The organism is Nonomuraea coxensis DSM 45129 (genome assembly GCF_019397265.1).
Taxonomy (GTDB): domain Bacteria; phylum Actinomycetota; class Actinomycetes; order Streptosporangiales; family Streptosporangiaceae; genus Nonomuraea; species Nonomuraea coxensis.
This window is the reverse complement of the sequence record NZ_CP068985.1, coordinates 8,246,614-8,265,964: the sequence shown is the minus strand read 5'-3', so window position 1 is coordinate 8,265,964 and position 19,351 is coordinate 8,246,614. Positions and strand designations below refer to the sequence as shown.

The following is a 19,351-nucleotide window of genomic DNA, read 5'->3' as shown; positions in this document are numbered from 1 at the left end:
GGCCCGGTCGGCGGGGACCGGGCCCTCCGCGCGTCAGGAGGCGGCGCAGGTGTAGGAGGAGACCGTCGCGGTGTCGCCACCCGGACGGGCCACCTGGAAGCCGAAGCCGGCCGAGCCGTTCGGGGCCAGGTTGCCGTTGTAGCCCGCGTTCTTGGCGGTGACCGTCTGGCCGCTGACGCTCACCGTGGCGTTCCACGACCCGGCGAGGGTGTGGCCGGCGGGCAGGGTGAAGGTGACCGTCCAGCTTGAGGTGGCGGAGGTACCGGTGTTGGTGACCGTGACCGGCTGCACCACGTAGCCGCCGCCCCACTGGCTCTGCACCGTCCCGGCCGCCGTGCAGCCGCCGCCCGGTCCGCCGCCGGACAGGGTGGTGAACGTGGTCGTCGCGGAGCTCGCGGAGGTGTTGCCGGCGACGTCGCGGGCGCGTACGTACACCTGGTACTGGGTGGCGGCCGACAGCCCGGTCAGCGTGATCGAGTTGGTCGCCGACGCCCCGAGCAGCGTGTCGTTCGCGCCCTGCTCGCGGTAGACGTCGTAGCCCGCGACGCCCGAGCCGCCGGTGTCGGTGGAGGCCGTCCAGGACAGGGTGGCGCCGGAGGAGGTGACGTTCGCGGCCGACGGGGTGCCCGGCGTGGTCGGCGGGGTCGTGTCGGTGCCGCCGCCGCTGAAGAACGTGGCCTCGCGCGAGGTGGCGACGATGCCGTTCGCGCCGTTGAAGATGCGCTGGCCCCAGGAGGTGAGCTGGGCGGGGTTGAAGTCGGTGACCATGTCGAGGTACTCGACGCCGCCGCCGTTGCCGCTCCACGACCAGCCGATGTAGCCGAGGGCCCGCTGCTGGGCCTGGGCCATGATGGTGTCCTCGTCGGGGTCGCCGTCGGAGTGGTTGAAGCCGAACTCGCCGATGATCAGCGGCAGGCCCGCGCTCTGGAAGGCGTCGAGGTAGGCGGTGATCTCGGCGGCGGTGTCGAAGACGCCGTACATGTGGATGGCGAAGACGGTGTTGTGCTGCGGGTCGGCGGCGGCCACGGTGGCGGCGTTGTCCCGCATGGTGAACTGCCAGTCCTGGCCCCAGTTGGGCGCGTCCACGACGAGCAGGTGCTGGAAGCCGAGGCTGCGCATGCGGGTGATGGCCGAGGAGGTGGCGCTGGTCCAGCCGGAGACGTTGTTGTTGCCGTACGGCTCGTTGCCGATGTTGATGATGATGAAGTCCTCGGTGCCGGTGAGCGCGCTCTTCACGCTGTTCCAGTAGGTGACGGCCTGGTCCAGCGTGTACGCGCCGCTCTGCTCGCCGTAGCCCGTGGTGTCATGGTTTTCGAGCACGCATATTAACCGGTTCTGCCTGCACAGCGAGACGACGTTGGCCACGTCGGAGGCCGAGTTCGGCGTCCACCGGCCGCCGCTCAGCACCACGCGGACGGTGTTGGCCTTGAGCGCCTTGATGTCGGCGAAGGCGCTCGTCTGGCTCGTGTACCACGTGTGCGCGTGGCTGACGCCGCGCATCACGAACGCGTTCCCGTTGGCTTCCACGATCTTGGTGCCGCTGACCCGCAGCCCGACCGCGGCGTGCGCGGGGGCGGGGACGGCGAGCATCGAGACGAGGAGCGACAGGAACGCCGCCGCCACGAGCCCGATGGGTTTCCTCATGGGGGTCCCTTCTCCAGTGTTAACCGGTTAGGCACACCGTGCTGGGAAACCGCCCTCATGTACAGCAATCGGCCGCCGCGGCGGCGTATGCGCTGGACGCCGCTGAAACTTTCAGCTCTCCCGCAGGGTGGGCAGCCCGGCCGCGATGGCGCGCAGCCCGCGCACGAGCGTCGGCACGAACGGCGGGCACGAGGCGGCCAGCTCGGGGTCCTGGGCGTAGACCTGGGCCAGGACGGGGGAGGGGTTGGCGGCGGGGTAGAGCATGCCGGCCAGGCCCGCGGCGGACGCGGCGAGTTCAAGCCCTTCGGCCGGGGTGAGGCCGGCCGCGGGCGCGATCCTGGCCCCCAGCTCGCCCACGGTGCGGACCACGGTGCGCTTGAAGGCGTGCGCGGCCGCGACGGAGACGTTGTGCTCCAGGCTGGTGGAGGTGTTGCCGAGCAGGTCGCAGAAGAGGGGGCGGGCGGCGAGCGTCTCGGCCAGCGTCGTCACGACGGCGTCCGGGTCCGCCGTCTCCGGGAGGCGCTCGGTGACCGCCGCCGACCAGGCGAGCCATTCCTCGGCGGCGAGCTGGAGGTAGATCTCCTCACGGGTGCCGAAATAACGCACGATGTTGGACTTCGCCAGTCCCACCGCCTCCGCGACCGCCCCCAGACTGACCGTACGCACACCGGAGGCGGCGGCGAGCTCGCGGGCGGCGTCGAGGATCGCCTGCCGCCGCTGCTCCTTGTGCTCAGGCCGCCTGGCCCGGAGGAATGCCGATCGCGTCATGTCGCTGCCAGCATACTGGCGGCACTTAAAAGAACAACGTTCTCTTGTTAAGTGGACACCGTTCTGTTAGCGTCCCCGTCGTGACCGAGATACGGATGCGGGTGAACGGCGCCGAGGAGAAGCTCGACGTCGAGCCCTGGGTGAGCCTCGCCGACCTGCTGCGCGACCGGCTGGGCCTCACCGGGGTGAAGAAGGGCTGCGACCAGGGCGCGTGCGGCGCGTGCACGGTCCTCGCCGACGGCACGCGGATCAACTCCTGCCTGGCCCTCGCCGTCCAGTACGACGGCAAGGAGATCACCACGATCGAGGGGGTGACCCCGCACCCCCTCCAGGAGGCGTTCGTCCGCCACGACGGGCTCCAGTGCGGCTACTGCACCCCCGGCCAGATCTGCTCGGCCATCGGCATGCTGGCCGAGCACGCCGCCACCGGCGCGGCCCCCGCCGCGCTCGACGAGACCGAGATCAGGGAGCGCATGAGCGGCAACCTGTGCCGCTGCGGCGCCTACAACGGCATCGTGGACGCGATCAAGGACGTGACCCGATGAGACCCTTCGCCTACCTCAAACCCGCCGACGTGGACGAGGCCGTGCTCGCGGTGGCCGCCGACCCCGGCGCCCGCTTCCTCGGCGGCGGCACCAACCTGGTGGACCTCATGCGCGAGGGCATCGAGCGACCCGCCACCGTCGTGGACCTCACCGCGCTGCCCCTCGACGAGGTGCACGACCTGCCCGGCGGCGGCCTGCGCGTCGGCGCCCTCGTCCGCAACAGCGCCCTCGCCGCCGACCGCCGCGTCGCCGCCCGCTACCCGATGCTCGCCCAGGCCATCCTGGCGGGCGCGTCCGCGCAGCTCCGCAACATGGCCACCGTGGGCGGCAACCTGCTGCAACGCACCCGGTGCCCCTACTTCTACGACCGCGAGTCGGCCTGCAACAAACGCGAGCCGGGAGCCGGCTGCGACGCGATCGGCGGCTTCAACCGCTCCCACGCCGTCCTCGGCGGCAGCGGGAGCTGCATCGCCACCCACCCGTCGGACATGTGCGTCGCGCTCGCCGCGCTCGACGCCGTCGTGGAGGCCCGCAGCGTGCGCGGCGTCCGGCGGATCCCGATCGCCGAGTTCCACCTGCCGCCCGGCGACACCCCGCACGTCGAGACCGCCCTGGCCGCCGACGAGCTGATCACGGCCGTCGAGCTGCCGGCCGTCCCGGTCGCCGCCCGCTCCCGCTACCGCAAGGTGCGCGACCGGGCGTCGTACGCGTTCGCGCTCGTCTCCGTGGCCGCCGCGCTGGAGGTCAGGGACGGGACCGTCGTCGACGTGCGCCTGGCGCTGGGCGGCGTGGCCACCACGCCCTGGCGGGCCAGGGAGGCCGAGCGGCTGCTGCTCGGCGGGCCGGCCAGCGAGGAGGCGTACCGGCGGGCCGCCGAGGCCGAGCTGGCGCCCGCCGAGGTACGGCCCGGCAACGCGTTCAAGACCGGGCTCGCCCGCGCCACCGTCGCGGCCACGCTGCGCGACCTGGGGGAGGGGATCGCCGGGACGCCGCGCGACCTGACCGACGAGGAGGGGACCGCATGACCACGACCGAGACCGAGCGCGCCACCACCACGGCCACCTACGTCGGCAAGCCCGTCGACCGGGTGGACGGCCGGGCCAAGGTCACCGGCGAGGCCCGCTTCGCCGCCGAGCACCACTACCCCGACCTGGCCCACGCCGCCCTCGTCCACGCCGCCGTCGCCCGCGGCCGGATCACCGCCATCGACACGGCGGCGGCCAGAGCCGTGCCCGGCGTGATCGACGTCCTCACCCACGAGAACGCCCCGGCCATGAAGCCGCCGCCGAAGTTCAGCCCGCTCGACCTCAGCACGATCGTCTCGGCCACGTCCGTCAACTACCTGGCGACGGACGAGGTGCACTGGAACGGCCAGCCGGTCGCCGTCGTCGTCGCCGAGACCCCGGAGACCGCCCGGCACGCCGCCGCCCTCGTCCGGCCGGCCTACCAGGAACTGCCCGCCGTGCTCGACTTCGCCGCCGAGGAGCCGAACGCCGTGCCGCAGAAGGGCAACCTGCTGCAGGAGAGCGAGGCCGACAAGGGCGACGCCGAGGCGGCGCTGAAGGCCGCGCCGGTCGCGGTGGACCTGCGCTTCACCACGCCGCCCTACCACCACAACGCCCTGGAGCCGCACGCCACGACCGCCGTCTGGGACGGCGACCTGCTCACCGTGCACGAGGGCACCCAGAACATCGCCTGGCTGCGCGGGCACCTGGCGGCGCGGTTCGGGGTGCCGGAGCGGAGCGTCCGGGTGCTGTCGCCGTACGTGGGCGGCGGGTTCGGCGGCAAGGCCATGGTGTGGGCGGGGACGCTGCTCGCCGTGCTGGCCGCGCGCGCGGTCGATCGTCCCGTACGCCTCGCGCTCAGCCGCGCCGCCGTCTACCACACGGTCGGCGGGCGCACCCCCAGCACGCAGCGGGTCGCGCTCGGCGCGGACACCGACGGGCGGCTGACCGCGATCGTCCACACCAGCGTCTCCAGGACCGGGCGGATCGGCGGCATGCCCGAGCCCGTCACCGCCGCCACCCGCCACCTCTACGCCGCCCCCAACATCCGCCTGCGCCAGCACCTCGTCCAGCTCGACCTGCTCGCGAACACCCCCATGCGCGCCCCCGGCGAGGCCATCGGCACCTTCGCCGTCGAGTCCGCCATGGACGAGCTGGCCTGGGAGCTCGGCCTCGACCCCGTCGAGCTGCGGCTGCGCAACGAGCCCGAACGCAACCCGGTGGACGGCAAGCGGTTCTCCCGGCGGCTGCTGCGGGAGGCGTACGCGCTCGGGGCCGAACGCTTCGGCTGGCGCGACCGCGACCCGCGCGCCGGAGCCATGCGGGACGGGCGCTGGCTGGTCGGCATGGGCGTCGCGACGGCCTACCATCCGGCGTTCGTGCTGCCCGCGAACGTGAGCGTACGCCTCGGCGCGGACGGCCGGGTCGTGGTGCGCTGCGGGCTGCAGGAGATGGGGATGGGGGCGGCGACCGTCCAGGCCCAGATCGCCGCCGACGAGCTGGGGGTGCCCCTGGAGTCGGTGCGCGTCGAGTACGGCGACTCCACGCTCCCCGGCGCGCCCGGCGCGGCCGGCTCGACTCAGACGGCCAGCATCGCGGCCGGGGTCGTGGCCGCGTGCGACAAGCTGAAGCGGACCGTGCGGCGGCTGGGCCGGGGCGCTCCTGGAACGTACGCGGAGATCCTGGCCCGCGCCGGCCGCGACCACGTCACCGTCGAGGTGAAGGCCAACATGCCCGTGTTCATGGTGCGGACGCTGCTGGAGCGGCGGCGGCTCGTGAAGGCGGCCTGCGGGGTGCACTTCTGCGAGGTGCGGGTGGACCGGGACACCGGCGAGATCCGGGTCTCGCGCTGGCTCGGCGTGTTCGACGTGGGCCGGATCGTCAACGCCAAGACGGCGGCCAGCCAGCTCCGGGGCGGGATCGTCATGGGGCTCGGGATGGCGCTGTCGGAGGAGACGCTGGTCGATCCGCGCACCGGCCGGATCATGAACCCGAGCCTCGCCGACTACCACGTGCCCGTGCACGCCGACGTTCCTCGCATCGACGTCCACTACCTGGACGAGCCGGACCCGACGATGCCGCTGGGGCTGGTCGGGATCGGGGAGGTCGGCATCACGGGGGTGGCGGCGGCGGTCGCGAACGCCGTCCGCCACGCCACGGGTGTGCGCGTCCTCGACCTGCCGATCACCCTCGACAAGGTGTTGCCGAGCTAGCGGGTCAGGACGGCGAACAGTCCGTGCTCCCGGACGCCGTCCGGCAGGGTCCAGGCGCCGGCGACGTGCCCGATCGCCCCCTCGGGGACGTCGGCCGGCCCCAGCACCCGCTGCAGCCGCAGGACCAAGCCCTCCGCCGCCTTCAGCTCGGTGCCCTCGTGGTCGTCCACGGCCGTCGAGAAGCGAGGAAGGACGTCGCCGTTGAAGGCACGGCTGACCTCCCGGTCGACGGTGTCGGTGACGTTCTGGTCCTGGGCCTGGACCCGTCCCTCGATCAGGGCCGCGAGCTGGGCGAGCAGGACCGGGTCGTGGCAGCCGTCGTACGCCCATCGCCGCCCCAGCACCCCGTGCTCCATGGTGCCGACCAGTGCGTGCTCCGCCCCGTCCAGCGGCGCGCCTCGGTAGGTGAGCGGCACCAGATAGGCGGCCGGGCGCACGCCCGAGACGTCGGCGACCGCCATGAACTCGATCCCGACCTCGCCCTGCGGGTCGTCCAGCCGGAACCCGCCGGCCTTGGCCAGTTCCGGCACACCACCGCCACCCTGGTACCAGGGGCGGGTGGGCAGCCAGGCGGTGAGCAGTTCGAGTTTGGTGGGTTTGAGGCTTGTGTGGTGGATGACGGCCATGAACGGGGATTCTCGCACGACCGCCGCGCTAGCTGCCGCCTTCAGGCGGATTCGTCCGATGCCGTGAGCGCGGCGGCGGCCAGTCCCGCCGCGCGGGCCGCCGCGGCCGCCGCCTCGCGTGGACTCACCATGGCGACCGCCGTGGCCCCGTCGATCAACACGAGAAGCTGCTCGGCCAGCAGCCCGGCATCCGCCGCCCCCGCCTCTTCGGCAAGTCCGCGCAGGTACGCGCGCAGCCGCTCCTTGTGCCGCCGCACCACATCCCGTACGGCCGCCGAGTCCGCGCCCAGCTCACCATAGGCGTTGACGAACCCGCACCCACGGAAGCCGTCCTCCCCGAACCACCGCTCCAGCCACTCGAACACCGCCGGAATCGGGTCAGGCCGATCGGCCACATAGCCGGTGAGCGACGACATCCAGCGCTCGTCCCGCCGCTCCAGGTACGCCACCACCAGCGCCTCCTTCGACGGATAGCACTGGTAGAGCCGCTTCAGCGACACGCCGGAGGCGGCCCGGACCTCGTCCATGCCGACGGCCCGCACGCCACGTCGGTAGAACAGGTCCCCAGCCGCGCCGAGAACGCGCTCCGCGTGCTCCATGACCACCTCCTTGCTTCGGAGAACGAGCGTTCTCTAGGATACGGGAGAACGCTCGTTCTCCGCTCACCTTCACCAAGGAGGCCCCATGACCCGCCCACCCGTCCCGCCCTTCACCGAGGAGACCGCCCGCATCAAGGTCCAGGCCGCCGAGGACGCCTGGAACACCCGCGACCCCGACCGCGTCGCCCTCGCGTACACGGAGGACTCCGTCTGGCGCAACCGCCACGAGTTCCTCCAGGGCCGCGACGAGATCAGGGAGTTCCTGCGCCGCAAATGGGACCGAGAGCTGGACTACGCCCTGCGCAAGGATCTGTGGGCGGTGTCCGGGGACCGCATCGCCGTACGCTTCCAGTACGAGAGCCGCGACCCCTCCGGCCAGTGGTGGCGCAGCTACGGCAACGAGCTGTGGGAGTTCGACGAGAACGGGCTGATGCGGCGGCGCGAGGCCAGCATCAACGACGTACGCATCGAGGAGTCGGAACGCCGCCTCTTCGGCCCCCGCCACGACCCCGAGCCGCCGCTGCCGCTCAGGTGAGGCGGATCGACAGCAGCGACTTGCCCACCGTCGTCCGCGCCGCCAGCGCCCGATGCGCGTCGGCGGCCCGCTCCAGGGGGTAGACGGCCCCGATCGCGGGCCGCCACCGCCCTTCCGCCGCCCGGCGCAGCGCCAGCTCCAGTGGTTCGAGCACCTCCGCCGGCGCGGGCGGCCCCTCCATCAGCGGGAAGTGCAGCCGTACGCCCCGCCGCGCCGCCGCCTCCTGGTCGGGCGTGGTGAAACCCTCGCCCGTCCCGTACGTGACCCACCGCCCGCCGTCGGCCACGGCTTCCGCGGTCTCCGCGCCGAGCGCCCCGCCCGCCCCGTCGTACGCCAGCGAGACCCCGCCGCCGGTGAGCTCCCGCACCCGTTCGACCCAGTCCGGCCGCGTGTAGTCGACGCCCGCCTCCGCGCCCAGCTCCTTCGCCAGCGCCAGCTTGTCGTCACTGGACGCGGCGGCCACCACCCGCGCCCCCGCCTCGGCGGCGAGCTGCACCAGCAGCGACCCCGCCCCGCCGGCCGCCGCCGACACCAGCACCCATTCCCCTTCCTCGGGCATGCCCAGCCGGGCCATGCCGAGCGCGGTCACGCCGTCGTGCACGAGGGCCGCCGCCGGCTCGTACGCCAGCCCGTCCGGAATCGCCACAATCTCCTCGATTCCGGCGACGACCCGCTCGGCGTACCCCGTGGACGTCCGCGCGACCACCCGCCGCCCGACCCACGCCGGATCCACGCCCTCGCCGACCTCCAGGACCTCGCCCGCTCCGCCGCCGCCGGGCACGTACGGCAGCTCCCGAGGAAAGAACTCCTGCCCCCACCCGGCACGCAGCAGCGTGTCCAGGAAGATCACATCCGCCACCGCCATCCCGACCACCACCTGCCCCGGACCGGGCTCCGGATCGGGCATCTCGACAGGGGCCAGCACCTCCGGCCCGCCAAACGAACCCACCTGAATCGCACGCATCGAGGACGACCGCCTTTCTTCGCGGGAAGAACCATCCTCGCCAGTCTTCAACCTCAACCAATATCGAGGTCAACCCGCGGGCTTCAGAACTTCGCGCGCCGCGATCGCCGCCCCCCGCGCCCCCGCCATGTCCAGATCAGGAACCAGCGCGAACACCGCCGCCTCCCGCTGCTCGGCCCGCAGCGCGGTATGCGCCCGCACCCGCCCCAGCAGCCAGTCCCGGAACCGCGCCCCGGCCACCACGACACCCCCGCCCAGGAAGTACGCGTGCGGATCGGTGAAGTTCGCCGCGACCGTGAACAACATCCCCAGCGCCTTGGCCTGCTGATCGAACACACTCAACGCCAGCGGATCCTCACGCTCGGCGTACCCGCGCAACGCCCTGGCCGCCACCGGTAACGGCTCGGCCGCCAGCGGATGATCCGGATACCGCCCCAGCCAGTACGGCAGCAGGTTCTTCTCGATCCCGGTCAGCGAGGCCAGGCTCTCGACATCGCACACGTTGCCGCAGTTGCACGCCGGCAACCCTTGCCCGTCCTCCAGCACGCCACCCGGCGGAAGCGGAATGTGCCCAAGCTCGCCCGCCATGCCCGCCGCCCCCCGGACGACCTGGCCCGCCTCGACCACCCCGCCCCCGAGCCCCGTCCCGACAATCGCCGACACCGACGACCGCCGCCCCGCCTCCTCCGCACCGAAGTAGGTGTGATGGGCGTACAACGCCGCCGCATTGGCGTCATTGCTGTACACGACCGGCACCTGCAGCAAATCCTCCAGCGCCGTACGAATGTCGAACCCGGCCCACTCCGGATGCACGAAGTTCGTCGACCCACGGGACGAGATGACCCCGTACGCACTCGCCGGCCCCGGCGTGTCCAGCCCCACCCCCGCCACGGCCGCCCGCTGGACGTTCGCGACCTCCAGCACCTGCTCCATAGCCTCCGCCAACGCCCGCAGCGCCGCCTTCGGCCCCTCCCGCACCAGGCTCGGCGACTCGACCATCCCAGGGACGAGGAACCGGCCCGCGTCATCGAGAACGGTGGCGTTGTTGGCATTCCCCCCGTTGTCGAGCCCGACGACGTACCACGCCTTGGAGCCCATACCCACCACCCCTCACCCCATCCAACCCTTCCCGGACACCGCACCCCCCAGCATCGCCGTCCCCTGCCCCACCAACAAGACACCGGCCCCGCGCTCTGCGAACGGCGAGGCGCCACGGCCCGCCGCACCGCTCCTACCTGGCCGTCATCGTGCCTGACCCAACAGGATCCGATGAAAGGTGTCCCGGGCGACGGTCGTGCTCGTCCAAGCCGTTTCGAGCACCGTCCCCGCAATCCGATCGCTCCGCCGTACGAAGCCCTGCCCGGCGACATGACAGAGCTCGTACACGACGCCCCGACACTCACACGTATGCGCGACCACGCGAACGCGCCGCGTCCGGTTACTGGGCACCTGCCAGCTCAAAACGAGATGCCCGGGCTTTGCCCGCTCATCGTGCCGACCGTGGTAGTCGGTGAACTCGTCCCACCGAATCACCAGATCCTCCCCTCGAAGATCGCGGCCAGGTTCTTGACCGCGATCTCCACCCGCGCCAGCACCAACCCCTGCACGTGCTCTCCATCCGCAGGCAGCCGGTAGCCATGCTTTTCGAGCACGTCCCGAATCTCAGCGGCCAGCAGGGGCGTGAACCGCGGATCTGTGCTTGTGTTGCCCAAGGGTCGGACCTCCTGTGTCCGATCAAGGGCCCGCCTCGACGCTTGCCCCGCCGAGGCGGGCCCGTTTGGCCTACTTCCTGGCTTCATGTCCTTGACGTGGTCTCATGACTATCGACCCGCGCAGCGTGTCCCTTCCGACAGTGCACCGACCGAGCTGTGGGTTCGGATCTCGCGGTCGGAGCTAAGCAATCAGTCAGGTGCCTCAGCTCGCAGATCGTTCCAGTGGTAGCCACAATCCGGAGGAGGAGGGCCCTCAAAGGTACGAAGAAGGTCGATCTCCAGATCACACAGCTGTTGATCTTGCGAAAGCGCGTGGTACGCCATGGCCTTATTCATCGCGCTGACCATGTCGCGTGCCTCCACGACCCAGGTGTACGGTGCTTCGCCATCGAACCGCTCAGTCCCGGCGACGGTCACGGTGAACGTCCTTATACGACTCAATCCGGTAGCCGGTGGCGATCCGCAGCTACGGGGCACGCGCTTGCTGAATGTTCCAGCCATGAGTGCAGAGTACGTCAACCTTCCTAGTCCTACCTAGAGATTCCTAGGGGTACCTCCAGGAAGGTGAGGGAACCTTTAGGTTCCTATCGTTACCTATATGGACTTCAAGCCCGATGAGCTCCGCTGGCAGGCGGTGGCAGACGAGATCCGACGCAGGATCGCCGACGGGGTCTACCGGCCCGGCATGCCCGTCCCGGGCGAGCCGCGCCTGGCGGTCGAGTTGGGCGTGTCCAAGGGAACCGCGCGCCGCGCGCTGAACGCCTTGCTCGCAGACGGCACGCTGTACTCCGTCCTGGGCAAAGGCACCTTCGTTAGCCAGCCTGACAGTGCGGCTGCCACAGAAAGCTAGCCTTTGATGCCCTCCCAGAACTTGTTGTAGCAGGAGCACGGGATCGCTCGCGAGTCCGTGCGGCCTGCCGTGGAGATCCGGAGGAGGGCTGGGCGGTGACGATCCAAGGCCGTGGCACATTCGTCGCCCTCAGTGCAAGCCGGCCGAAGAACTGATGTGCTGGCCGACCTGCAGGCTTCGGCCTTGGCCCAAGGTAGAGCGCTCCCCTCTCTGTCAGCCAAACGCCTCAGCCCGCAGGTCGTTCTAGTAGTAGCCGCCGCAATCCGAAGGAGGAGGGCCCTCGAAGTGCGAAGCTACAGATGAGATCCGACGCAGGATCGCCGAAGGGGTCTATCGGCCCGGCATGCCTGTCCCAGGTGAGGCGCGACTGGCGGTCGAGTTGAGCGTGTCGAAGGGAACGGCGCACCGGGCGCTGAACGCCCTGCTCGCGGACGGCACCCTGCTCTCCGTGCTGGGTAAGGGCCCTTCGTCAGCCAGACCAACGACATGGGGGCCGCAGAAAGATAGTCTTTAGAAGCTCGCATGCGAGGTATGCGAGCGGTGACGGCGTTGTCGCCATCACGACATAGGGTTGTCGCGCCAGTACTCCCAGTACTCGTCGGACGCGAGCTCCGGAACCCCGTTGCCGTGAATCTTGATGCGACTGATGCTCATCAGAACGCCGCTGCGAATGACGTGGACTTCCACGTCGACATCAGGTGAAGAGTCATCAACGACCTTCAACTCGAAGGTGACCAATGCAACCCCTTTCTACCAGGCGCTATTGCGTAGCAGGTTTTGAGTTGACGTGCTAAGGCTGAACACTGGTTGCGAAAGTAGGAGACGAGGAGTGAGCGGAGTAACGCCACAGCGAACGGATCATGGATCGCACGACTTCTCGGCCTGGTGTACAACCGCGGGTGCGTGCTGAGCTCGTCCTGCTCATCACACGCGAAGCGAAGCGGGGGTTTGTTCTAGGATGACGGTTTCGCGCGACGTGAAGACGTTGGCGTGCGGTGACACGCGGATCAACGCTGCAGCCTCGAAGAAACTGTATCGCAAATAAGATGATTCGGGCACCGCCAGCGACGTTGGCGCATCCCGGATGTTCGTATCCAAAGTTATGTTGCAGGGCCCTTGCATGTCAATCTCTATTTGCCGGGAATGTTGCCATAAGTTCTAGTAGAACTGACTATCCGCTAAATATCCCTTTTTTGCCTTCGTGTGGTGGTTCTCGGCGGAGTGAGCCCTTCTGCGTATTGGTGTGCGCCTGCCATGGCCGGTGTGGGAATGCGTGAAGCCCCTGTTGGAAGCTGGGGCCGTTCAAGCAGGCGGTCTTGGCGCCGCGCTGGTTCGTTGACGGCAGGCGGCTGGCCACCGACAACATGGCGCCGACCTGTGGTAGAGCGGGAACGCAAGCACCACGGCGGCAATGTCCAGGTGTTGTCGGACCTGGACGGGTGGCCGCTGTGGCCCTCGCCCCGGTACGGCCCGGCCGCGAACACGGCACCGCGTGTCGAAGGCCGCCGGGAACCTCAGTCCCGCCGCCTTGCGCCACCCGAAGTTGGCGGGCTAACCGACGACCAGCGCGCCTTGCCTAGCGGCGCGTCACCCTCGACCCATGGCGGAGAGGCGCAATCGTTAAGGCTGCCACAGCTGACCGAGGATCACAGAACGCTGTGATCCGTTACGCGGAGAGGCTCAGTGTGCTTTGAAGAGATGTCCGGGAGTAGTACATAGAGGGACTGCCGATAATTCTTGTCAAAATCTATTTGACGGGTGCGGTTTGTCAAACTGCGTCCCGTGAACGCTGAGCCGCTCGGACAGCCTCCGCAACCATTTCCGCAGATAGGGTAGCTTCCTCATGCTCCCAGACGCGGATCACCGTCCACCCCGCTTCTTGGAGAAGCCGGTCCGTCTCGGCGTCGCGTTCCCTGTTCCTGCGAACCTTCTCTGCCCAGTACTCCGCATTGGTGGCGGACTTTGTGTGGTGGTCGGGGCAGCCGTGCCAGAAGCACCCATCCATGAAGACGGCCACTTTGGCCTTGGTGAAGACGAGGTCGGCAGTGCGTCGTACAGAGGGAAGAGGACGAATGGAGACACGGTAGCGAAGGCCCAGGGCGTGAACGGCACGCCTCAGAGCGAGCTCGGGCCGGGTGCCCTTGCCACGGTTGGACTGCATGCTCTTCCGGACACCCTCGCTGGAGGCGCGGGTCGGCCTCTCCACTCCCATGGCCATACCGTACGAGATCCTCGTGGCCTTGGTTACGTTCTCCGGTTTTGGAACATCTTGTCCTCGTGGTAAGGCATCACCATGATGCGGCTGCGGACCGAGTGGCGGGGGTGATGGTGTGAGCGAGGAGATCATCCTGTCCGGCCGCTACCGGCTGGACAGCGAACTCGGCCGTGGCGCCATGGGCGTGGTATGGAGGGCATACGATCAGCGCCTGGACCGAGAGATCGCCGTAAAGGTCTTCCCTCATCATGTGGATCTCGACCAGCGGAGACTCGATCGTTTCCGCGCCGAAGCCAGGCTCTGCGGCCGGCTCCAACACCCGGGCATTGTCGTGGTCCATGACGCCGATGAGGACAACGGAAGGTTGTTCTTCGTGATGGAGCTGCTTGAGGGGACCGATCTGGCGAAGGTCATGTCCAAGTCCCGGAACGGCCTTCCGATCGATCGCGTGGTCAATATTGGTGCCCGTCTGAGTGAAGCTCTCGCCGCCGCACACGCCAAGAAGGTCATCCATCGTGACGTCAAGCCGGCCAACATCATGCTCCTTCCTCGCGACCGACCCAAGATCTGCGATTTCGGCATCGCCAGGGTCGTCGACGCGGGCCACGCCACCATGCAAGTGGGCACCCCCGCTTATGCGGCGCCCGAGCAGAGCGACGGCGCACCGGATGAGCGCAGCGACCTCTATTCATTAGGGTGCGTGCTCTATGAGATGGCCACCGGTGATCGGCCCTTCCACGGCAACACCTGGCATCTTCTCTTCCAGCACGCCACCAAGAGCCCGACACCTCCTTCCAGCGTCCGAAGTGACATACCGTCGCCGTTGGAGGAGCTGATCCTGCAACTCCTGGCCAAGAAGCCGGAAGAACGTCCACAGTCGGCCGCCGAGGTGGCTGACAGACTGCGTGCCATGCGTCTGCCTGCTCACAGCAGCGGTGGCAGTGGAACCGACCAACTTCCGTCCGACCGGCTCTTGAAGGCCGGCACGTCGGGGCGCAAACATACTGACATTGATGACGCCATGGCCAAGGCCATCGGTGCCGTTCTGCACGAAGCCCGAGTCGATGCAAAGGTCGCCGGATACGTCCGCACTCCCGAACTGACCCGGTTCGAGGTAAGGCTCGGCCCAACCACATCCGAGGCCGAGATCCTCGGCTTGGCCGCTGAATTCGTCAAGGCCACGAACAACAGTGCCATCCGATTGGCGCCCATGCGGCGATCGACTTCCCCCTTGCCCGATGCGGCCGCTGTCGGCGTCGAAGTTCCTCACCGTGCCCCCGACCTACTCAGTCTGGGCGACATCCTTCGTGAAGCTCCCGAAGGCAGGTCACTGCTTGCAGGTCTCGGTCACAGCGAGGACGGGGCGCCCGTCTTCCTCAACTTCGATAAGACAGCACATGTCCTGATCGGCGGAAGCGGAGGACCATTCGATCCGCTTCGGACCATCACCGCCTCGTTCGCGATGCGACATCAACCGAAGCACCTTCGCATGGTCATGATCGGACGAAGGAGTCCCTTTATCCAGCTCCCCCATGTTGTCGATCAGGCTCAAGGAAACCCGCTCGCTTGGGCTTTGGCCGAAATCGACTGCCGCTACGCCGATTTGACGTCTAGGCATTGCCGCACCACCGAGGAGTTCAACCGAGAAGTTCGCGAGGGTAGGTTTCCGGCCCCCATCGGTGCACTCGGCGACGCCACCATGGCGCATCCCGATGTGGTCGTGGTCATCGACGAGTTGGCCGAGGTCGATGACGGTGAAGCGGTCAGGGAGCTGACAAGGGAAGGACGCGCGGTCGGGTTCCATGTCATCGCCCGAGCGGCCGAGCCAGTCGAAAACGTGCTCAACAGCCGGATCAAGGCCTACTTCCCCGCCCGGCTGGCTCTTCCCATGAACACGGTCGAGGAGAGCTTGAATGTGCTGGACCGGATAGGAGCCGACGTGCTGGGTTCGGGCAGCGCGTTGTTGCTAACCGGCGGAAGCAGCGAGCCGGACAAGGTGAGACTCGCTGCGATCTCTGACGAGGAGATCGCAGCGATCGTCAACCACTGGCGAGGTTGAGGAACGCGCTCGGTTCGCCGTGCCAGGAGACGTGGAGACGTTCGCGGGCGCGGGTGGCGGCCACGAAGAGCAGACATCGCTCTCGCTGAACGTCGTTTGCATGAGTGGTCGCATCCTCGTCGATCGGTGTGACCGCGTTCGCTGCGGGCAACTGGCTCGCGCTCACACCGATCACCGCGACGCAACGGAATTCCAGCCCTTTCATCCGATGCATGGTCGTGACTCGGACGTGGCCGTCAAGCCCGTCGCGGTCTCGGGAGAGATAGGAGGCGTCGATGCCGGCACGGATCAGAGCGTCTGCGGCCGATTGGCCCACCGTCTCGGAGCGAGCCGCTACCCCGATCTCCTCGGGGTCCACTCCGGCGGCAAGCCAGCCTCGTAGGATCTCGACCAGATGAGCCAACTCGGCGTTCTTGGTGGGGGCGCCGTACAGGTCCGGCCTGGCACCATGAACTTCGGAGCGGCATCCGATCAGGCTGCTCGGCCTTCCATCGAGATCGTCGATCTTTTCGCCGGCCAGCATGGCGCAGCTCCAGTTGAGGATCTCCTCGGTAGTCCGGTAGTTGATCCTCAGCCTGGTCGAGCGACCGGCGAGCCGGATACCGATCGAATTGAGGGACACACGATTGTCGTAGATCCGCTGATGGGTGTCACTGGCGATGAACAGGTCGTTCGGGCCCTCGGCGACCGCAGCGCGAAGGACCCGCCAACGCACCGGATGCAGGTCCTGCGCCTCGTCTACGATCACATGGTCATAGGGCCGGGCGTTCAGTTCAGCCAGCACGCGCACCGCCTCGACGCAGGTCGACTCGAAGGTACGGTAATTGCGGTCGGTCAACTCCTGCTGAAACTCGTCGATGGCCCGCCAGACCTGGGCGCGCTGAAGAGGCCCCAGCCGTCGTCCGCGACCTGTTCGACGTGCCCGTAGATAGCCGTCGGCGGACGTGATCGCTTGCGCGAGAACGACCTGCCGCCACTCCTCGCGCAGGAATCTCTCGCTGAGGTCAAGACTTCGACGCCGGACGATCCGTCGCCAGATGTCCTTCTCCTCCTCCTCTCGGACAAGGGTGGCTTTCCCCACGTGCTCGTCGACCAGCCGGCGAGCCACCTGATCGACGGTCAGCACGTCGATGCGGCCCAGTACTTCGTCGTCCGTCTCCAACAGCCGCAGCGATTCGGCCAGTGACCGGGCCAGCGTCGCGGTAAAGGGGGTCTCCGATCTTGATCGGGAAATGGCCGGCCGACTCGCGCTCGAAGGTCACCGTACGTGACGGTTGATGGGGGCGTCGGACCCGGACATGCGAAACCCGTGGCTCTTGTGGATCATGACTGTTCTCTACGCAGTCAACCCCCAAGGAACCACGGGCGTGCACAATCCTATCGAGACCTCCACCGAGGCGACACTGCTGCTTGATCTGGAGGGCCTGCACGTGGTCAAGGTCGAGCGCGACCACGACGGCCATCGGATCGTCCACGTCGTCACCGCCGACGAATCCGCCCGTGCCTGCCCGGCCTGCGGCGTCTTCTCCGTCACCGTCAAGGAACGGGTGGCCACCCGGCCACGGGACCTGCGCGCGGGCGACTCCCCGTACACCCTGCTGTGGCACAAACTCCGGTGGAGCTGTCGCGAGCCGCTGTGCCCTCGAGGCTCGTTCACCGAGCAGATCCCGCAGGTCAGCGCCGGAATGCGGACGACCGCCCGGCTACGCCGCGCCTGCGGACGCGCGATCGCCGACGGCGGCCGCACCGTCACCCAAGCCGCCCGCGACCACCGTCTCTCCTGGCCCATCGCGATGCGCGAACTACGCGCCTACGCCACCGAGGTACTGCCCGACCAGCCCGAACCCACCCCCGTGATCGGCATCGACGAGATCCGCCGAGGCCGCCCCCGCTGGGAGCAAGACCCCGACACCGGGAAATACCGGCTGATCGCAGACCGCTGGCACGTCGGCTTCACCGACCTGGCCACCGGCCAGGGACTGCTCGGCCAGGTCGAAGGCCGCCTCTCCACATCAGTGGCGGCCTGGTTGAACGCCCGCCCAAAGGCATGGCGAACGGCGCTCACCCACGTGGCGATCGACATGTGCCAGACCTTCCGCTGCGCGGTCCGCGCCGCCCTGCCCCACGCGATCATCGTGGTCGACCACTTCCACCTCGTGCAACTGGCCAACGGCAAGCTCGCCGACCTGCGCCGCCGCCTGACCTGGAAGATGCGTGACCGTCGCGGCCGAACGGGAGATCCCGAATACGACCACCGGCGGCTGCTGCGCTCCAACCGCGAAGACCTCACCGACGAGCAGATCGCCATCCTGGAACGCGACCTGACCAGGATCGGAACCTACGGCCGACACATCCTGGCCGGCTGGCACGCCAAGGAGAAACTGCGATACCTGCTCGCACTGGCCCGCACCAACCCTGCCCGCTCGACGATCGCCCACCGCCTGCACGCCTTCTACATCTGGTGCGCCGACCATCCCTACCTGCCCGAACTCGTCACCCTCGCCGAGACCGTCGCCTCCTGGTGGAAGGAGATCGAGGCGTTCCTGCTCACCGGGATCACCAACGCCAAGAGCGAGGGCACCAACCGAGTCATCAAGCTCGAAGCCCGCTGCGCATACGGCTTCCGCAACCCGGCCAACCAACGCCTCCGGTCACGCTGCGCAACCACACGAGAGAGTCGAAACCGCGCCATTCCCGCTTAACTTCCGAGAGCCGGTAAAGGTGGTCAGCAGCACTCGGCCGCCCTCTCGGGCCAGGTGCCGGGCACGGTGAAGCGCGACCACGGTCTTGCCGGTGCCGGGTCCGCCGGTCACCTGCGCCGTTCCGGTATAGGACCCGTACGCCGCCTCCCGCTGCAATGGGTGCAGGTAAACCCGCCACCTGGCGAACGGCTTGGCGAACAGCTCCATCAGTTCTTCCGGCCCTTCCACGAGGGCCACCTTGTGCGACATCCGCTGCGTGGCGGCGATCAGATCGTCGGGATCGATCTTCTCTGGTGCGGCGTTCGTGCCGACCACGTCGTTCCAGACCTCCTCGGGCGACATGCCCGCGGCGAGTCCGAGGAGAACGTCGTATTGGATCTGTGGCAGCTTGCCGTCCAAGGCTTCGAGCATGGCCACGTCGGTGAGCATCCGAGTGAACCTGAGCATCTGTTCGTCGATGCCCAACCGGATCAGGTCCGCATCGGAGACGTGTTCGAAGAGCAGGCGCACGGTCTCGGACGAGGTCCGCGTCATTCCCTCGATCGTGTCGTCGATGATCGCGTCATCACGGATCTCCATGCATCCGGTGACCATGTTCACCGACACGCGGCGATGCCGTACCCAGGCGTAAGCCTCGTCGTGGGTGTCCACCCGGAGCAACGTGAAGGTGTCACCCGCCTGCGGTACCAGCACGATACCGCGATATTTGCGGTCGATTCGGATGCTCTTGAAGCGCTCATCTCGGATGTCGCTGAGCTTCTCCAGGTGCGCGCCGGCATGCGAGGTCTGTTCGAACTTGGTGATCGTTTGGACGACCTTCTGCTGGACGGGGCGCTCCAGCCTAATGAGGTCCTGCAGGAAGTCCTGGTGGATGCCAAGCCGCGGCATACGCCCTCCTCAACGAATCGGCACCCC

20 protein-coding genes and 1 pseudogene are annotated in these 19,351 nt (G+C 68.4%); 9 read left to right on the top strand and 12 right to left on the bottom strand.

Annotated elements, in window-relative coordinates; genetic code table 11:
• Positions 1–33: 33 nt before the first annotated feature.
• Entirely contained in the window at positions 34–1,644 is a 1,611-nt protein-coding gene (locus tag Nocox_RS38745) for a cellulase family glycosylhydrolase (RefSeq protein WP_020543587.1), read from the bottom strand.
• Positions 1,645–1,755: 111 nt separating this feature from the next.
• A complete protein-coding gene (locus tag Nocox_RS38740; protein WP_020543586.1) occupies positions 1,756–2,412 on the bottom strand; it encodes a TetR/AcrR family transcriptional regulator in 657 nt (218 codons plus the stop codon).
• A 95-nt stretch (positions 2,413–2,507) separates the two neighbouring features.
• Here Nocox_RS38740 and Nocox_RS38735 point away from each other — a divergent pair, with 95 nt between their 5' ends.
• The 3 genes from Nocox_RS38735 to Nocox_RS38725 are packed head-to-tail and all read left to right on the top strand — an operon-like array spanning position 2,508 to position 6,174.
• Entirely contained in the window at positions 2,508–2,957 is a 450-nt protein-coding gene (locus Nocox_RS38735) for a (2Fe-2S)-binding protein (protein WP_020543585.1), read from the top strand.
• Positions 2,954–3,982 carry an FAD binding domain-containing protein gene (locus tag Nocox_RS38730; RefSeq protein WP_020543584.1) on the top strand — a complete coding sequence of 343 codons (1,029 nt, stop codon included), beginning with the start codon at positions 2,954–2,956 and terminating at the stop codon, positions 3,980–3,982. The genes Nocox_RS38735 and Nocox_RS38730 overlap by 4 nt, the downstream gene beginning before the upstream one ends.
• Complete coding sequence (locus Nocox_RS38725; RefSeq protein ID WP_020543583.1) at positions 3,979–6,174, top strand: xanthine dehydrogenase family protein molybdopterin-binding subunit; 2,196 nt, start codon at positions 3,979–3,981, stop codon at positions 6,172–6,174. Before Nocox_RS38730 ends, Nocox_RS38725 begins: the two co-directional genes overlap by 4 nt.
• Here the strand turns inward: Nocox_RS38725 and Nocox_RS38720 are convergent.
• Both Nocox_RS38720 and Nocox_RS38715 read right to left on the bottom strand, forming a co-directional pair.
• The gene (locus tag Nocox_RS38720) at positions 6,171–6,800 is read right to left on the bottom strand and encodes a maltokinase N-terminal cap-like domain-containing protein (RefSeq protein ID WP_020543582.1); all 630 of its coding nucleotides are present in this window, start codon (positions 6,798–6,800) and stop codon (positions 6,171–6,173) included. The genes Nocox_RS38725 and Nocox_RS38720 overlap by 4 nt on opposite strands.
• Positions 6,801–6,841: 41 nt before the next feature.
• Positions 6,842–7,399 (bottom strand): TetR/AcrR family transcriptional regulator, encoded by a 558-nt coding sequence (locus Nocox_RS38715; protein WP_020543581.1) that lies wholly within the window; start codon positions 7,397–7,399, stop codon positions 6,842–6,844.
• An 85-nt stretch (positions 7,400–7,484) separates the two neighbouring features.
• Between Nocox_RS38715 and Nocox_RS38710 the strand changes: the two genes are divergently transcribed.
• A complete protein-coding gene (locus tag Nocox_RS38710; protein ID WP_020543580.1) occupies positions 7,485–7,934 on the top strand; it encodes a nuclear transport factor 2 family protein in 450 nt (149 codons plus the stop codon).
• On the opposite strand, the gene Nocox_RS38705 is transcribed toward Nocox_RS38710, so the two are convergent.
• From Nocox_RS38705 to Nocox_RS38695, 4 genes are all read right to left on the bottom strand, one after another.
• Complete coding sequence (locus tag Nocox_RS38705) at positions 7,927–8,841, bottom strand: zinc-binding dehydrogenase (protein ID WP_246649681.1); 915 nt, start codon at positions 8,839–8,841, stop codon at positions 7,927–7,929. The two genes, Nocox_RS38710 and Nocox_RS38705, sit on opposite strands and share 8 nt — an antisense overlap.
• A 126-nt stretch (positions 8,842–8,967) precedes the next feature.
• A complete protein-coding gene (locus Nocox_RS38700; protein ID WP_020543578.1) occupies positions 8,968–9,996 on the bottom strand; it encodes an ROK family protein in 1,029 nt (342 codons plus the stop codon).
• 431 nt (positions 9,997–10,427) lie between these two features.
• Positions 10,428–10,550: a hypothetical protein gene (locus Nocox_RS43840; protein WP_281426312.1), complete on the bottom strand. Its 123-nt coding sequence runs from the start codon at positions 10,548–10,550 to the stop codon at positions 10,428–10,430.
• Between the two features lie 249 nt (positions 10,551–10,799).
• A complete protein-coding gene (locus Nocox_RS38695; protein WP_157383098.1) occupies positions 10,800–11,027 on the bottom strand; it encodes a hypothetical protein in 228 nt (75 codons plus the stop codon).
• 181 nt (positions 11,028–11,208) lie between these two features.
• Here Nocox_RS38695 and Nocox_RS38690 point away from each other — a divergent pair, with 181 nt between their 5' ends.
• Together Nocox_RS38690 and Nocox_RS44320 are read left to right on the top strand one after the other, a co-directional pair.
• Positions 11,209–11,460, top strand: coding sequence for a GntR family transcriptional regulator (locus tag Nocox_RS38690; protein ID WP_020543575.1), 252 nt, complete (start codon positions 11,209–11,211; stop codon positions 11,458–11,460).
• A gap of 343 nt (positions 11,461–11,803) precedes the next feature.
• On the top strand, positions 11,804–11,974 hold the full coding sequence (locus Nocox_RS44320) for a hypothetical protein (RefSeq protein WP_425517744.1): 171 nt from the start codon (positions 11,804–11,806) through the stop codon (positions 11,972–11,974).
• Between the two features lie 44 nt (positions 11,975–12,018).
• Here Nocox_RS44320 and Nocox_RS38680 read toward each other — a convergent pair whose 3' ends face one another.
• Positions 12,019–12,198, bottom strand: coding sequence for a hypothetical protein (locus tag Nocox_RS38680; protein WP_020543574.1), 180 nt, complete (start codon positions 12,196–12,198; stop codon positions 12,019–12,021).
• A 651-nt stretch (positions 12,199–12,849) separates the two neighbouring features.
• On the opposite strand from Nocox_RS38680, the pseudogene Nocox_RS43465 reads away from it, so the two are divergent.
• Positions 12,850–12,971 (top strand): annotated as a pseudogene (locus tag Nocox_RS43465) (IS5/IS1182 family transposase); the annotation flags it as partial.
• Positions 12,972–13,228: 257 nt separating this feature from the next.
• Here Nocox_RS43465 and Nocox_RS38675 read toward each other — a convergent pair.
• Complete coding sequence (locus Nocox_RS38675; RefSeq protein ID WP_020543573.1) at positions 13,229–13,678, bottom strand: very short patch repair endonuclease; 450 nt, start codon at positions 13,676–13,678, stop codon at positions 13,229–13,231.
• Positions 13,679–13,790: 112 nt separating this feature from the next.
• Here Nocox_RS38675 and Nocox_RS38670 point away from each other — a divergent pair, with 112 nt between their 5' ends.
• Positions 13,791–15,734, top strand: a complete 1,944-nt coding sequence (locus Nocox_RS38670) for a DNA translocase FtsK (protein WP_020543572.1) — start codon at positions 13,791–13,793, stop codon at positions 15,732–15,734.
• Here the strand turns inward: Nocox_RS38670 and Nocox_RS38665 are convergent.
• Positions 15,715–16,896 (bottom strand): 3'-5' exonuclease, encoded by a 1,182-nt coding sequence (locus tag Nocox_RS38665; RefSeq protein WP_020543571.1) that lies wholly within the window; start codon positions 16,894–16,896, stop codon positions 15,715–15,717. The two genes, Nocox_RS38670 and Nocox_RS38665, sit on opposite strands and share 20 nt — an antisense overlap.
• A gap of 205 nt (positions 16,897–17,101) precedes the next feature.
• On the opposite strand from Nocox_RS38665, the gene Nocox_RS38660 reads away from it, so the two are divergent.
• A complete protein-coding gene (locus Nocox_RS38660; RefSeq protein WP_020547993.1) occupies positions 17,102–18,436 on the top strand; it encodes an ISL3 family transposase in 1,335 nt (444 codons plus the stop codon).
• On the opposite strand, the gene Nocox_RS38655 is transcribed toward Nocox_RS38660, so the two are convergent.
• The gene (locus Nocox_RS38655) at positions 18,386–19,324 is read right to left on the bottom strand and encodes an AAA family ATPase (RefSeq protein ID WP_020546963.1); all 939 of its coding nucleotides are present in this window, start codon (positions 19,322–19,324) and stop codon (positions 18,386–18,388) included. The two genes, Nocox_RS38660 and Nocox_RS38655, sit on opposite strands and share 51 nt — an antisense overlap.
• Positions 19,325–19,351: the final 27 nt, after the last annotated feature.